The 16686-nt window shown below is 40.6% G+C and carries 10 protein-coding genes; 6 read left to right on the forward strand and 4 right to left on the reverse strand.

Annotation, left to right across the window (positions count from 1 at the left end; genetic code table 11):
* Positions 1 to 442: 442 nt before the first annotated feature.
* Positions 443 to 847, reverse strand: a complete 405-nt coding sequence (locus AAEY62_RS17230) for a hypothetical protein (RefSeq protein WP_007581806.1) — start codon at positions 845 to 847, stop codon at positions 443 to 445.
* 256 nt (positions 848 to 1103) lie between these two features.
* Here AAEY62_RS17230 and uvrA point away from each other — a divergent pair, with 256 nt between their 5' ends.
* On the forward strand, positions 1104 to 3680 hold the full coding sequence (gene uvrA / locus AAEY62_RS17235) for an excinuclease ABC subunit UvrA (RefSeq protein WP_350635489.1): 2577 nt from the start codon (positions 1104 to 1106) through the stop codon (positions 3678 to 3680).
* 53 nt (positions 3681 to 3733) lie between these two features.
* On the opposite strand, the gene AAEY62_RS17240 is transcribed toward uvrA, so the two are convergent.
* A complete protein-coding gene (locus tag AAEY62_RS17240; RefSeq protein WP_350635491.1) occupies positions 3734 to 4351 on the reverse strand; it encodes a LysE family translocator in 618 nt (205 codons plus the stop codon).
* 71 nt (positions 4352 to 4422) lie between these two features.
* On the reverse strand, positions 4423 to 6885 hold the full coding sequence (locus tag AAEY62_RS17245) for a S9 family peptidase (protein ID WP_350635493.1): 2463 nt from the start codon (positions 6883 to 6885) through the stop codon (positions 4423 to 4425).
* A 166-nt stretch (positions 6886 to 7051) separates the two neighbouring features.
* Here AAEY62_RS17245 and AAEY62_RS17250 point away from each other — a divergent pair, with 166 nt between their 5' ends.
* The 3 genes from AAEY62_RS17250 to AAEY62_RS17260 all read left to right on the forward strand — a co-directional run bounded on the left by AAEY62_RS17250 (position 7052) and on the right by AAEY62_RS17260 (position 10616).
* Entirely contained in the window at positions 7052 to 8047 is a 996-nt protein-coding gene (locus AAEY62_RS17250; RefSeq protein WP_350635495.1) for a LacI family DNA-binding transcriptional regulator, read from the forward strand.
* Positions 8044 to 9273 (forward strand): glycosyltransferase, encoded by a 1230-nt coding sequence (locus AAEY62_RS17255; protein WP_350635497.1) that lies wholly within the window; start codon positions 8044 to 8046, stop codon positions 9271 to 9273. Before AAEY62_RS17250 ends, AAEY62_RS17255 begins: the two co-directional genes overlap by 4 nt.
* A gap of 116 nt (positions 9274 to 9389) precedes the next feature.
* Complete coding sequence (locus AAEY62_RS17260; RefSeq protein WP_350635498.1) at positions 9390 to 10616, forward strand: threonine/serine exporter family protein; 1227 nt, start codon at positions 9390 to 9392, stop codon at positions 10614 to 10616.
* Positions 10617 to 10860: 244 nt separating this feature from the next.
* Here AAEY62_RS17260 and poxB read toward each other — a convergent pair whose 3' ends face one another.
* Entirely contained in the window at positions 10861 to 12585 is a 1725-nt protein-coding gene (gene poxB / locus AAEY62_RS17265) for a ubiquinone-dependent pyruvate dehydrogenase (RefSeq protein WP_350635500.1), read from the reverse strand.
* 320 nt (positions 12586 to 12905) lie between these two features.
* Between poxB and AAEY62_RS17270 the strand changes: the two genes are divergently transcribed.
* Positions 12906 to 14561 carry an RluA family pseudouridine synthase gene (locus tag AAEY62_RS17270; protein WP_350635502.1) on the forward strand — a complete coding sequence of 552 codons (1656 nt, stop codon included), beginning with the start codon at positions 12906 to 12908 and terminating at the stop codon, positions 14559 to 14561.
* A gap of 179 nt (positions 14562 to 14740) precedes the next feature.
* Entirely contained in the window at positions 14741 to 16660 is a 1920-nt protein-coding gene (locus AAEY62_RS17275) for a tetratricopeptide repeat-containing diguanylate cyclase (RefSeq protein ID WP_350635504.1), read from the forward strand.
* Positions 16661 to 16686 lie beyond the last annotated feature (26 nt).

Raw genomic sequence — 16686 nt, forward strand, 5'->3', positions numbered from 1 at the left:
AAATATGGGATAACCCCAAGGTAAGTGTGGCTCAAATGGTCAGAATAGGATCTCCGCGTAGCGGCTTAGTTCAACAACTTTATCAGAGGACACTTTCCCTATTTTAGCGTGAAAACGTCCTTATTTTATGAACTTATATTAATAACAAATAGTGTAAGTTATTACCAGTTATAAATATTATGCTTAATGTAGCTTATTTAAACATGTAAAAAAGGGGAAAGTATCCTCTTATTATGACTAAGCTAACGCCCACTGAATGACTGCTGAGCACTCTAAGCCAACTAATAGCTACATGCAATTTGCAGATACTCAATACTCTAAAAAGCCTTTGCTATATTACCAAGCTGAAGAGTAACTCCAACAGCATACTATTTTTGCGATTACAAAATTGCCATTTAATACAATACAAGACTCTAAAGCAGCATAATTGCACTAATATTAGTTACAAATCGTTACTCGAATACACACTTAAAATAGGAAATTTATAATCAGCAAACGATACAGTTACCGATTGTGTTTCGTTGCCTTTGAAACCGAGTTTAAATTCCATTGGCATGAATCGGCTGCCGTCAGCAAAAAGTGCAAGTAAATGTTCCTGGCCTAATTCGCGATTGCCCGACGATAAGTTAGTTAGCGTTATAACAGCCCAGCGTTCGCCCTCTTCATTGCTCATTAATACATAATTAACGATTTTAAAATCCCCTTTTTTAGGGGTTATGTTGCTATCGTTTGCAAACGATAAGTGCATGCTATTTGGTACTGCACGGTCAACATTTAGCGCTTTAATAGAGTCGGCTTGGGTTGCCCACGAAAGCACCAATAAAATGATCACTAAGGCTTTATTCACTGTTAGTTCCTTTTTATTACCTAGTAAAATATCTAGTAAATTACATAACAATAACTGTTTAAATTATATTCGCATTCCATACCTATTATGTAAACAAACAATCATCGCAATTTTATCCAGCGCTTTGGCTGCTCCACTACAGACTAAGCGCTCATTCAGTGTGCTTGCGCTACTTTAGGGTAATAACGAGTGATAAGAGTAAATAATTCAAAGCTAACTTAAAGTAAAAAGCGCGATTAAACAGGAGTATAAACGTATGGCAAGCACACATAAAAACTCAACAATGGATTTATCTGACCACAGTAACAGCATTCAAGTAAGAGGGGCGCGCGTTCACAACTTGAAAAATGTAGACGTTGATTTACCTCGTAACGCATTGGTTGTTTTTACAGGAATATCGGGCTCTGGAAAATCGTCGCTTGCGTTTGGAACGCTGTTTGCTGAGTCGCAGCACCGCTATCTTGATTCGGTATCGCCTTACGCCCGTAGGTTAATAGATCAAGTTGATGAGCCCGATGTTGATTCTATTGAAGGGCTACCGCCTGCCGTTGCTTTGCAGCAGCAACGCGGCGCACCGTCGGTTCGCTCATCCGTTGGCAGCATAACAACTATTTCTAACGCGCTACGCATGCTTTACTCACGTGCAGGCGAATACCCCAAAGGGCAAGGCATACTTTACGCCGATGCGTTTTCGCCGAATACGCCACAAGGTGCGTGCCCAGAATGTTCAGGAATAGGCCGAGTGTTTGAAGTAACCGAAAAGCTACTTGTGCCAGATGATACAAAAACTATTCGCCAGCGCGCCATTGAAGCGTGGCCACCAGCATGGCAAGGTAAAAACCTAAGCCGTATTCTTACTTCCCTTGGATATAACATAGACACGCCTTGGAACAAACTTACTAAAAAAGCACGCGATTGGATTTTATTTACCGACGAAACACCTACTGTGCCGGTATACCCAGATTACACCTATGAGCAAACACAAAATGCGATAAAAAATAGCGAAGATCCAAGCTACATGGGAACTTTTTCAAGCGCTAAACGCTTTGTTTTACAGTCTTTTGCTACTACCCAAAGCCCGCGTACTAAAAAGCGCGTATCGCAGTTTATGCAAATATCGCAGTGCCCTACTTGCCAAGGTAAAAAATTAAAACAAGCATCGTTAAGTGTTAAATTTGCAGGGCTCGATATTGGCGAGCTATCTCAACTTACATTAAACGAGCTTGCTAAAAAACTAAGTAACGCCGCCAATACCAAAGTAAATGAAAATACAAAAAGCCCAGAGCAAGCCATTGTTACGCAGCGCATTGCCAGCGATATACTCACCCGTATTGAAGCACTAACCATGCTTGGTTTAGGGTACTTGTCGCTAGAGCGTACAACGCCAACGCTCTCACCCGGAGAACTACAACGATTGCGACTTGCCACACAAATTCGTTCTAAATTATTTGGTGTTGTTTACGTGCTCGATGAACCTTCAGCAGGTTTACATCCTGCAGACACTCAAGCACTTTTAAAAGCGCTCGACGAGTTAATAGCGGCTGGCAATTCTGTATTTGTTGTTGAACACGACGTTAGCGTTGTTAAACACGCCGATTGGATTGTTGATGTAGGCCCTGATGCAGGTGTGCATGGTGGCGACATTATTTACAGCGGCCCTGTTGAAGGGTTAAGAAAAATAAAAAATTCGCACACCGGTCGTCACCTTTTTGCTAAAAACGCCAGTCAAGAGTCTACTCAAAACAGCGCGCAAAAAAAGGAGCAAAGGCAGCCAAAAGCGTGGTTAAAATTGGCAGATATTGAGCGTAACAATCTTAAAAAACTCAATGCAGAATTTCCACTAGGTGTTATGACAACCGTTACTGGGGTTTCGGGCTCTGGTAAATCAAGCCTAGTAAGCCAAGCGTTAGTAGAGCTTGTTTACGAAGCGCTCGGGCAAAAAGTAATAACGGAAGCGCCAACCGACGAAGCCGACTTACTCGAACAAGAGCTGCAAACACACACCGGCGGAAAAATCATTGAAGGTATAAATAATATAAGCCGCCTAATTACCGTAAATCAAAAAGCGATTGGCCGTACCCCTCGTTCAAACTTAGCTACCTACACAGGCTTATTTGATCATGTGCGTAAACTATTTGCTTCAACACAAAAAGCAAAAGAGCGCCGTTACGATGCCGGTCGTTTTTCGTTTAATGTAGCTAAAGGCCGTTGTAAAAACTGTGAAGGCGTTGGCTTTGTAAGTATAGAACTGCTGTTTTTACCTAGCGTTTACTCACCTTGCCAAGTATGTCATGGCAAGCGCTATAACGAACAAACGCTAGAGGTTACATATCGTGATAAAAACATAAGCGATATCCTCAATTTAACGGTTGAATCGGCGCATACCTTTTTTGAAAATGAACCTGCAATACTGCGAGCACTCGATGCACTTATGCAAGTTGGTCTTGGGTATTTACGTTTAGGGCAACCAGCTACTGAGCTTTCGGGCGGTGAAGCGCAGCGTATTAAATTAGCAACCGAGCTGCAACGTGCGCAGCGCGGTAACACACTTTATGTTCTTGATGAACCAACTACAGGTCTGCATCCATCTGATGTATCAATGTTAATGTCGCAGCTAAATAAATTAGTTGATGCTGGCAATACCGTTATTATGGTTGAACACGATATGCAAGTAGCCCGAAATAGTGACTGGGTAATTGATGTAGGCCCTGGTGCGGGGCAACAGGGAGGCGTGATAGTCGCACAAGGTACACCGCAAAAGGTGTCTGAGTCAAAACAAAGTAAAACTGCGCCATTTTTAAAAGCGCAATTAAGCCACACACACTCTGGTTAAGCGGTTTATCGTCAGTTTGCGTGTAATAAAAAAGAGCCAGAGGCTCTTTTTTATTAATCAAGGGCCAACCAAACGCCCACAAGTATCATTAAACTGCCTGCTATACGGTTCATCCATTTAATATTATCGCCACGGGCTAAAAATAAACGTAAGCTTTTACCGCCTGTTGCATACGCTAACATACTTAAAAACTCGGTGGTCATTATAACGCCAAGTAATACTAAAAGCTGGGGGGCTACAGCATGCTCAACACTAATAAACGGCGGTAATAACGAGATCATAAACGCCCACCCTTTAGGGTTAGCGATTGCGGTTACAAAACCTTGCGTAAATAACGACTTTCTACTTACGTCATTTGGTTTTGAGGTATCAACCGACATTTTGCCTTTGGCTCGCCACATGTTAACGCCAATGTAAATTAAGTACGCACCGCCTACCCACTTTAAAATGGCAAATGCATCTGGGTAATTTAACATTACGCTTGCAACGCCTAATACCGCAGCTATGGCAACGGTTGCTACGCCTAACAGCTCACCTATCATCATCCATAATGTGCGGCGCACGCCAATGCTCATACCGAGTGTCATGGCAAGGGTCATACACATACCTGGGGTGATAGACACAAAAAAGAACGTAGGAATAAAAACCGCAAGTGCTGCTACATCAATCATTAATTTACTCTCATATTAAAAGCAAAAACGCGGCTATAAGTAGCCGCGCTGTTGCTTACTCATGTTTATTACTATTGCCCAGTACTTACCACGGGTTCAGTAATAATCTCTACTGGCTCTGCTGTATCATTTAGCAAATACTTATCTAACCACTGTTCTTGTTCCCACAATACATGCAATAAGCTTTTACGCGCACGGTAACCATGTGCTTCGTAAGGGAGCATTACTAAGCGAGCATCTTTACCTAAACCTTTTAGGGCTGCGTACATGCGCTCACTTTGCATTGGGAAGGTTCCTGAATTAGGATCTTCTTGACCGTGGATCATTAGCATTGGTTCGTTAATTTTTTCAGCGTGAAAAAACGGCGACATATTAGCGTACACACTTTGTGCTTGCCAAAAATCACGTTCTTCTCCTTGAAAACCAAACGGCGTTAATGTGCGGTTATACGCGCCACTGCGGGCAATACCTGTTTTAAATAAATCGCTATGAGCCAATAAGTTAGCAACCATAAATGCACCGTATGAGTGCCCTGCTATGGCAATTTTATCTTTATCGGCAATGCCTTTTTTAACCAATACATCAACAGCTGCTTGCGCACTTGATACTAACTGCTTTCTAAAGTTATCGTTTGGCTCGCTGCCATCAATACCCACTATTGGCATTTTAGGGTCGTCAAACACGGCAATCCCTTTAGCAAGGTAAGGCATTGGCCCCCAATAGCCAATATAGGTAAATGCATAAGGCGATTCGCGTACTTGCGATGCAACGGCTTTATCTTTGTATTCAAGTGGGTAAGCCCACATAAGCACAGGTAACGGGCCTTGTGTTTTATCGTACCCTGGTGGTAAATAAAGCGTGCCCGAAAGCTCAACACCGTCGTCGCGTTTATAACGTAATTGCTCTTTAGTTACGCCTTTAAATGCAGGGTACGGATGCTCAAATGTCGTTAATTGCGTTAGCGTGTCGTTATCTAAATTGCGTATAAAAAAGTTAGGTTGCTCAGTTTTAGATTCGCGAATAGTAATAAAGCGCTCACCTTCGTCGTCAAGCAGTGCACGAACACGCTCGTAGTATGGTGCTTCTGATTGCCATAAACGCTTGCTGCTATTTGTTTTAACATCGTATTGGTCTAAAAACGGGATATTACCTTGCTCTGAAGCTCCATTACCACGCAGATATATATAACGCCCACCTACAATTTTAATTACGTTTGCGCCTAAATCGTTGCGCTCGTAAATTGCATTACCTGGGTCTTTATACGCATCGTTGTAACTACGCTCTGAAAATAGCACGCGGTTTCTGTCGGCATTTCGTGGTTGTACTATGTAAGTACGTACTTGGCGATCGCTAAAGCGCCAGTCTGTCAGCATGGCTACGTTTTCGTTGCCCCACTCAATACCAGAATAACGACGCTCTACTTTGGCAAATAATTTAGGCTCGCGTTTAAATGGTGCACGTAAGCTGTAAATATAATCATGATGCTCAACGTCGGTTTTCATGTCGCCGCCATCTTGCGCCTCGGCCCAAATAACTTCAGCCCCTTGATCGGCTCGCCATTCAAAATCACGGCGGCCAGTGCGAACACTGTCGTAACCTTGTGGAATGTTATCGGCAAGTGGCTGTTTTGCCAGCTCTGCTAATGCATAGCCGCGCATGCCCCATATTTGCCACGTGCTTGCAAAGCGGCTGTAAGGCACTTGATACGAAAACGGCTCATTAATACCGGCAACTAAAATATTGGTAGAATCAGGTGACACCGAAAACGATTTAAATAAAGAAGGGCTACCTATTGCTTGGGTATTGCCATCAAGCGTTATGTAAGCCAGCTGCCCTTGACCGTAAAACTTAAATTGCGATTCATCAAACGGGCTGGTTAATAAATTTTGGTAAGTACGTGCTGGTGCTTTTTCGCCAGTACTTTGTTGAATAACAGGCACTACATTTTGGCTGTTATTTTCAAGCCTTGGTTTACCAAAATTAACAGCGAGATTTGCAACAATGGCGCTGCTATCTGACAGCCATTTATATGGTGAGGCAGTTAATACCGAATTTAATGCAGCACTAGTTAACTCTTTTGCTTGTTTAGTTTCAACGCTGTAAAGCCATAAGTTGGCTTGGGTTGGTTGCTCAACAACAAAGGCTAAATATTTACTATTAGATGACCACTGAGGTGAGCGAATAATGCCATTAGGTAAGTTGTTAATGCTAATCACCGACCCGCTTTGCACATGCTTTAGCTCCACGGCACTAAATTTGGCACTCACACGAGAGCGCGAAAAATTAGCGGGATTTAGCTTAATACCAGCAAGCTTAAGCTCTTCTTTTGCAAGCTCGTCAAGGGTTACAACGCGTTTGCGTTCAAACAACCCTAGCCACTGGCCATCACTCGACAAGTAACTAGTGGGTGCCAACTTTGCATCAACCAAAGCTGCAAGCTCAGGTGACGGAGTTTGATAGCCCTGCTCGGCGTAACTTGTTGGTACTAATGCCGCACAACAAATAAGGGCAACTAACAGCCTAAAAGCGCTCATGTTTTTATCCTTTTGTTATTTTTTACTCTTATAAGCGTATATAAACACGTTTTGCTTTGTTCATAAAGTATTAAGGTAAGTTAAACACCTCTAAAAGATGACTTAATAGTGCTGATTAAGCTAAACTACAGCGCTATTTATTCACCACTGCGGTACTTAAAATACAATGCATAACAAAGCCAAATCAGTCACTATTTTTGATGTTGCAGAGCGTGCTGGTGTATCAAAATCAACCGTATCGCTGGTACTTACCCAAAGCGATAAAGTGGGCAATAAAAGTAAACAAAAAATACTAAAAGCGATTGATGAGCTAGGTTACGTTTATAATCGTGATGCCGCTGCTATGCGCTCAAAGCGCTCAAATTTAGTGGCCATAGTAATAAACGATTTAACTAACCCAGCTATGGCACACCTTGCTACCAGCCTACAACTTTTGTTAAACGACAACGGCCTACAAGCCATGATTGTAAGCAGTAATAATAGTCTTGAACTACAAGCAAACGCAGTTAAAAACTTAAAAGAATACAACGCTGCTGCATTTATTATTTGCCCCGTTGCTAGTACTTGCCCCAAATGGCTTGATACGCTCAGCGCGCAACACAAAGTAATTACTGTAATGAGCGAAGTGCCTTTTAGCGCAGCTCCTTGTGTATTACCCGACTATAAAAAAGCCAGCCACGTAGCCAGTATGCATTTGCTCGCACAAGGCGTGACAAACATTGCATTTATAGGCAGTGAACTTACTTTATATGACTCACAAGCACTACAAAGTGGCTTTAATACCGCTTGCGCGCAGCACAGCATTACACCATTAGCACCCATTCACTGCGCAGTAAACACAGCCCTTAGCGCTAAAAATGCATTTATAGAAGCATATAAACACAACCCAACATTAAACGCAGTGGTGTGTGCAAACGATATTATTGCTCAAGGTGTTATTGCCGCTATTAACTCATTAACACATCACTGTATTAAAGTAGTGAGCTGCCACCACATTCCTAATAGCGCGGTTATAAATGATCACTTAACCACCGTGGCTATTAGTACAACCGATATAGCCAAGCGGTGTCTTTTAATACTGCAAGAGCTACTACAAAATACAGCCCCGCCAGTAAAAACACTGGTAAATGTAAACTTACAAATTAGAGATTCTAGCCAATGAAAAAAGTGCTGGTAATTGGCTACGTATGGCCAGAGCCAAATTCGTCTGCTGCGGGAACGCACATGATGTCGTTATTAAATGCCTTTAGAGCGCAAAACTGGGACGTTGAATTTGCAACGCCCGCGCAGCGCACCGACCACATGGTAAATCTTGACGACTTCGGCATAACCAGCCAAAGCATTGCACTAAACTGCGACAGCTTTGACGAATACGTTAAAGCCTATAATCCAGATATAGTCATGTTTGACCGTTTTATGATGGAAGAACAATTTGGCTGGCGCGTCGATAAACATTGCCCACATGCGATTAAAATATTAGATACCGAAGACTTACAATGTCTGCGTAACGCTCGCCACGAAGCCTTTAAAGGTGAGCGTGAATTTACAACCAGCGATTTACACTCAGACATAGCAAAACGCGAAATTGCCGCTATTTTACGCTGCGACCTAAGCTTAATTATTTCAAGTTATGAAATGAGCCTGCTAAACAGCGTATTTAAAATAGAGCCAAGCTTATTACACCATTTACCGTTTATGGTTGATTTAAGCTCACTGCCTACAAGTACAAAAACGTTTGAGCAGCGCCAACACTTTATGACCATAGGTAACTTTAGGCACGCACCAAACTGGGATGCTGTACTTTACTTACAAAAAATATGGCCACTTATTCGCAAGCAACTCCCAAAAGCAGAACTACATATTTATGGCTCTTACCCACCACCAAAAGCCACGGCACTAAATAACCCTAAAACAGGGTTTTTAATAAAAGGCTGGGCCGATAATGCGTTTGATGTAATGCAAAGCGCACGCGTATGTTTAGCGCCACTGCGTTTTGGTGCAGGCATTAAAGGTAAATTACTTGAAGCCATGATTATGCAAACACCCAGCGTTACCACTAACATTGGCGCAGAGGGCATGCATAACGATTTACCTTGGCCTGGTAAAATAGCCAACACAGCCGATGACTTTGCCAACGCTGCCATTGAAATGCACAACAATCAAAGTGACTTTAAACAAGCGCAGCAAGATGGTAATACACTCCTTAATACGCTGTACGATAAAGCCCAATTAAGCGCAGCGTTAATTAAAAAAATTGATTCAATAAGTAGTGATTTAAACGCTCATCGCGAAAAAAACTTCACAGGCCAAATGCTCAAACATCATACAATGCGCAGCACTCAATACATGTCGCAATGGATAGCTGAAAAAAATAAAAAATTAGATTAAAAATGACTAGACACACACCAATTAGTGTTTAAAATCGCGGCCATCAAACGTGGGCAGTTTTAGCTGTATTGTCTATATTTTTAGCTTAGTTATCGCAATATTTGGTCCAAAAAGATTTGAAAACTGCAACCTTTACAGAAAAACGCAAATTTATCGTTAAATTGGGTAAGATGCTTCACAAGTATGGTACGCCTGCTTACCGCCTAGAAGCTCACCTCATGGAAGTGGCTACTTACTTAGGACTTAAATCGTCATTTGTTATGTCGCCAACCTCTGTAACGTTTGTTATTTGGACCGATGGCCACGAAGATGAGTACACCCACGTTGCACGTGTAGACCCTGGCGATCACGATTTAGGCTCACTTGCCGACACCGACGACCTTGTAAACCAAATGCTTGACGACAAGCTAAGTTTACAAGAAGTTGATGCGCAACTAGACGCTATTTTTATAATGCCAAACCCATACAACAAACTTGTTACAGGCGTTGCGTTTGCAACTTCTGGTGGTGCGTTTGCAATGTTAATGGGTACTAGCTGGACTGATGTTATTTGGTCATCGCTACTTACTTTAGTTGTTTATGTGTTTGTGCTTTGGTCTGGACGCTCAAAACGCGTAGCTCATATGCTTGAACCATTAGTAGCCATAATATCAGCCATACTTGCCTGTGCAGTAAGCGTGTATATAACACCTGAGATAAATATACGCTTGGTGGTACTTTCGGCCATTATTGTGTTTATACCCGGTTTAGCACTTGCGCTTGGCTTAGCTGAGCTGGCAGCACGGCATTTAGTGTCTGGTACTGCGCGAGTCATGGACTCGTTTATGCTGTTGTTTAAACTGTATTTTGGTGGTTTTATTGGTATAGGTATTGGCTTTGCACTCTTTGGGCAAGCCGACTTTGTACAACCAGAGCCATTACCAAAATGGACCGCATGGCTGGCTATATTTTTACTTTGTAGCAGCTTAATCGTGATTTTTAGAACCAAACTTAAGCATGCGGTTTGGTCTATTGCATCAGGCTTTATAGCGTACGGCACCAGTATTGGCTCGGCTATGTACCTTGATTACACGTTAGGTACGTTTGTAGGTGCTTTATCGGTGGGTATATTTAGTAACTTGTTTAACCGCGTTGCTAATGCGCCAGCCTCTATTGTGGCCATGCAAGGCTTAATTGTATTAGTACCAGGTAGCAAAACCTATATTGGCTTAAACTCACTAATTGAAGGCCAAGACTTTATATACGCAGAACACATAGGCCAACAAACGTTTTTAATATTTATGTCGCTTGTTGCAGGACTAATATTTGCAAACGTCGCCCTACCGCCTAAAAAGAGTTTGTAAGTGATACTGAGCGCCCGCTTTACTTTGATTGAGTAAAGCGAGTGAAACGTTAAACTAAAACAACGACCAAGTAGCAATTGATGCCAATGCTAAGTGTTTTAGCTCTTTACATCGCACTTGAGTGAGCTCAAAAGCATCGTAGTGATTCCAACACTATACTAAAAAACCTTCCATTTTAATCATATCCTACTTCTAATTTACACTTCCCTATTGAGCAAAAACACTCAATAGGGAAGTAACTTAACTAGCGTGACCAGTTAGTTTTGGCAAGCTCTACAATCTCGTTACCTTTGCCATTTATCAGCGCTTTCATCATGTAAACACTAAAGCCTTTTGCTTGCTCTAATTTGATTTGCGGCGGCATTGAAAGCTCTTGTTTTGCTGTATCGACTTCTAAAACAACAGGTCCTGAGTGATTCATCATTTCGTTCATTGCCGATGGTAATTTTTCAGGGTCGTCCACATAAATCCCTTTTAAGCCACAGGCCTCTGCAATTTTAGCAAAACTTGGGTTTTCTAAATCGGTATCGCTTGATAAAAACCCACTGGCTTTCATTTCCATAGCCACAAAACTAAGTGAGCGATTATTATAAACAACAATCTTTATTGGTAAATTAAGCTGCTTAAGTGAGATTAAATCGCCCATTAACATCGAAAAGCCACCATCGCCACACATTGCAATTACTTGGCGGTCTCTATCTACAGATTGCACGCCCATTGCCTGCGACATGGCATTTGCCATAGAGCCATGATTAAACGATCCTATTAAACGGCGCTTTCCATTCATTGACAAATAACGCGCAGCCCACACTGTTGGCGTACCTACATCACAAGTAAAAACAGCATCGTCAGCCGCTTGCTCGTTTAGTAAACGCGTTAGGTATTGCGGGTGAATTAAGTTTTGCGAAGTTTTGCCACTGGCAAGTTCATCAAGATCTTGTCGAGACTCTTTGTAGTTTTTAACACATTTTTGTAAGTGCGAACTGCTCCGTTCACCTTTAATATAATCAAGCAGTGTGGTCACTGAATTTTTTGTATCGCCTAATACGCCACAGTCAATTTGCACGTGTCGCCCGAGTGACGCTGGCTGATTATCGATTTGCAATATGGTGGTATTTTCAGGATAAAAAGCACGATAAGGAAAGCTCGTACCAATCATAAGTAACGTATCGGCTTCTTGCATTGCATGATAGCCCGACGCAAAGCCAATAAATCCAGTCATACCAACATCATAAGGGTTATCGTACTCAATAAATTCTTTACCACGCATAGCATGCACTATCGGTGCTTGTAATTTTTCGGCTAGCGCAACAATTTCGTCGTGGGCATCCTTACAACCTGCACCACACAACAAGGTTACTTTTTTACTTTTATTAAGATGAGTCGCCATTGCTTCAATATCAGATAAAGCGGGGGTATACGTTGCTGGTTTTGGCACGTTCCATTTTGGCTTAATAGCTTTAGGCATATCTTTTAATGCAATGTCGCCAGGTAGCACAAGTACACTCACGCCTTTGTTTAATATTGCTTGTCGCATTGCGGTTTCTAGCAGGTATGGCATTTGCTCGGGGCTCGACACCATTTCACAATACACACTGCATTCTTTAAATAATTCTTGCGGATGGGTTTCTTGAAAATAACTACTGCCAATTTCAGATGAAGGAATATGTGCGGCAATTGCTAATACCGGTACATTATTACGCTGACAATCAAATAGGCCATTAATTAAATGAAGGTTACCTGGGCCGCAAGAACCCGCACACACTGCAAGCTCCCCTGATAAATGCGCCTCGCCACCGGCTGCAAATGCGGCAACTTCTTCATGTCGCGTTCCTAGCCATTCAATTGTTCCCATTTTTCGCAGACTTTCACTAATGCCGTTAAGTGAATCGCCAGTGACTCCCCAAATACGTTTTATGCCAGCTTGTTCGAGGGTTTTAGTGATAAAACTTGCGATATTTTGACTCATAATATAGAACTCCTAAATATTCAGTTATTCTGTAAATTGATTTTTCGCCTCTGATCTATCAAGTAAGTCATCGTTTCGAAATGCGCTCAATTATTGAGAATCGATAAGCTTAAATATTTTGATAATGATAGATATATTACTACTGAAACTTTACTAACAAACGATACTCCTAGGTTTGCTACGCCTCATACTGATACATAAAACATGAATGTCCGCTTTAAAGTGTTTATGAATATGCGGGTGCGAGATTTTTAGTGGCTTAACTATGAATATGTTATTATGCGCTCAATTATTTTACTGAATGCTTTTCTCTTACTTCTATGTCAAATTCTGCTTCGTGCTTTACATTATTTTCTCAAAATATTGATTCTCTCGCGCTTCCTGAAAAGTTTACTTTCCCTTTTTATTACGAGCCGCAACCATTAGCTGTAGCAGCCACAAAACAATTACAGCAACAACTTGAAACGTTAACGCATTTAAAAGCAGAAAATGCCGGTAAAATGTTTGGGGTTTTAGTGGTGCAAAATGCTAAGCAACAATTAGGCTTTTTAAGTGCTTATTCGGGGCAAATTGAAGGTGATAAAGCCAATATTAGCTTTGTACCGCCAGTTTCTAGCATGCAACTGCAAGACGATAGCTATTTAGCTCAAAGTAAAATAATTAACGATATTAATGCTCAAATTGAGCAATTAGAAAATAGCGAACAACTGCATGAAGTTAATAGCAAACTTGATGATGCAACACAAAGCTACCAGCAAGCACTATTAGCCCAACAGGCAGTAATGCAAGCCGGTCGCCAGCAACGAAAAATACAACGTACCGAAGGCAAATTAGAGCTTAGCGAAAGTGATTTTGAGCAGTTAAAAAATAAGCTTGCAGGGCAAAGTATCGTAGAAAAAAAGCAACTGCTGGCACTTAAAGCCTATTGGCAAAATATAATCGAGTCACTGCAGCAAACACACATCAATATTTCTGATGAAATTACTCATTTAAAAAAACGCCGTAAAACGCTTTCTAAAAGCTTACAAAAAAAGCTATTTGCACAGTACCAATTTCTAAATGCAAATGGTGAAACTACAGATTTAAATGCTATTTTTGCAGCATTACCTGAGCACACTCCTCCTTCGGGGGCTGGCGATTGTGCAGCGCCTAAATTATTACAATACGCCTATAAGCATGGTTTAAAACCACTTGCTATGGCAGAATTTTGGTGGGGAGCAGCGCCTAAATCAGCAATTAGGCAGCATAAAAACTACTACCCTTCTTGTTACAGTAAATGCCAACCAATACTTGGGCACATGCTAAAGGGTTTAGATGTTGAAGATAACCCGCTACTTATCAACCCAGCTCAAGGTAAAGATTTAAATATTGTTTATAAAGATGACGACTTACTTGTGGTAAATAAGCCCGCTGAGTTTTTATCTGTGCCTGGCGTTAATATTGAAGATTCTGTTTATATGCGTATTAAAACGCAGTTTCCAGAGGCATCTGGTCCGCTAATTGTGCACAGATTAGATATGTCCACTTCGGGGCTTTTAATGATCGCCTTAAATAAACGCGTTCATAAAGCACTACAAAAACAATTCATTGAACGCACAGTAGATAAGCGCTATGTAGCATTAGTTGAAGGAAATGTTCCCGAAGATAGCGGAACGATTGATTTACCACTCATACTCGACTTTGATGACAAGCCACGCCAAATGGTGTGCTACAAAAATGGTAAACCATCACTTACTACATGGCAGGTTTTAGAGCGTAACAACGATATTACCCGATTACAGTTATACCCTAAAACAGGGCGAACTCATCAATTAAGAGTACATTGCGCGCACAGTTTAGGTTTAAACATGCCAATTATAGGCGACACACATTACGGGCAAAAAGCCGATAGATTACATTTACATGCAGAATACTTAGCATTTACTCACCCTATTACGGATAAACAATTAGAGTTTGAAGTAGCCGCAGATTTTTAACAAAAGCACATAAACCGCTACTACTAAAACGTACAAATATTGGCTTTTATTAATTAAATTGATATTGTTTATGGTCTTATTTTTTTCAATGATGAGTATAAGAAACTGTTCAAACCCAAGTTTATTAAGCAATGCGAAAAAGTATTTCAATAATAAAAATAAGTCAGCAAAGGAATAATATGACTAACAATACACAAATAAAGATTTTAGGTAATACTTTATTGGCAAAGTATATTGTTCTCATTTTATTTTTACTTTTAAGTAAGCTTGCCTCAGCTAACGGCGATTCATTGAGTGCAACGTTACATGCGCTAGACTTTGACACGACTCAAACTCTCATCAATAACATAAAACAGAATGAACTAGACTATCTTCAAAATGAAGACAAGCTCACTCAAGCGTTTAAAATAAGCAAAGAGCAAAATTGGGAAAACCTTCATCTAGAAGCGGCCGCTTTGTATGCGGAGTTACTTTTTAGACAAGAAAAATACGAAGCGTTAAACACACACTTATCCTATTACTTAAAGAACAAAGAGTTACCAAATCAAAAAAGTGTATATTTATTATTTCTCGAATCACAACTCAAGTCTCTAGCGAGAGAGCCAAACCCAGCTCCAGCACAAACGCTAGCCACAAAATTAGAAGAGAGCTTGCAACAGCATTCAACTAAAGAAAAAATCATTATTTTACGAGCACTTGCTTACTATTACACCGATACAGATGCATTGAAAAAGACCCTAAATGTTGCACTAGAGGGGTTAGAATTAGCATTAAAAGATGACGATTCAGCATCTCAAGGATACTTTTTTAGAAAAATAGCCGATGCATATAATTATCTAAACGAAAAAGACAAAGCCGTATATTATGCAAAAAAAGCGGTTGCGGCATATGAGCAAACACAAGATGGGCTTTTTACCTCAAAAGCATATTGGAGCTTAGGCAATGTATTGCTGGAGATTAAGAAACCTAAAGATGCCTTAATATACCTAGACAAAGCATTGCTCTATTTCAAAAAAGTTAATATGCAAAAAGGCTTAACCTTTGCTCAGTACTCAATTGCCAGTATTGAGTACTTACAAGCAAACTACGATAAAGCTTTAACTTTAACTAAAGAAAACATTGAGCTTGCTCGTTCTGCAGGTGTTTACGACATGCAACTCGCATCGCTCATTTTGTTAGCTGACATATATATAAAACAAGATTTACTCGAGAGAGCAAATGAAGCAAACGATGAGGTGTTTTTAAAATTAGATAAATTCAGCCGCAGTATTTATAAAGCCGATTTTTTAAGTAAACGCTATGAGCTAAAGCGACGCCTTAACCACACTGACGAGGCTTTTGAAGCAATTGAACAAAAGATCCTTTATACAAAAAAGCACTACGAAGCAACCAGTGAAAATAATATAAAAACACTACAGATACAGTTTGAAGTAAAAGAAAAAGAAGACAAAATACAGCAACTAGAGTACGCAAAAGACATTAGTGAGCTACAAGCTAAAGAAGAATATCAACAAAAAATAATTTGGCGACTCAGCGCTGCTATTGCATTTATTTTAGTGATTGCTTCATTATTTTTATTTTATCGGCAAGCTCGACAACGTCAAAAATATCACGATATTTCATTAACAGATTATCTAACAAATTGCCCTAATCGCAGAGGAATAATGCGCGCAGCAGAAGCAAAGCTTGGTGAAGGTAAAATGACGATAGCAATTGTTGACTTAGACTACTTTAAAAAAGTTAACGACCATTTTGGTCACGATGTTGGAGATTTAGTTCTTATTGCCTTTGCAAAAGCTGCAAAAGAAACACTATGTAATGATCATCAGTTTGGTCGTTACGGCGGCGAAGAATGGTTATTTGCACTAAATACGGTTGATGAACGAATAATTCGCGATATATTTAACCGACTAGCCATTAGCTTCGCCGAGCATTGCAGTAATATAGAAGACTTTCCTACAGATACAAAAATCACTTTTAGTGCAGGAGCTTCTGTAAGTAGCCCTTTAAAAAGCACACTAGATATTCTTATTAAGCATGCAGATAAATTACTTTATAAAGCAAAAGAAAACGGAAGAAACCAAGTCGTAGTTGATTAAATAAACACAGCTAAAAGTATTGGCTC

This window comes from Pseudoalteromonas sp. GW168-MNA-CIBAN-0100 (assembly GCF_040309225.1).
Classification (GTDB): domain Bacteria; phylum Pseudomonadota; class Gammaproteobacteria; order Enterobacterales; family Alteromonadaceae; genus Pseudoalteromonas; species Pseudoalteromonas arctica.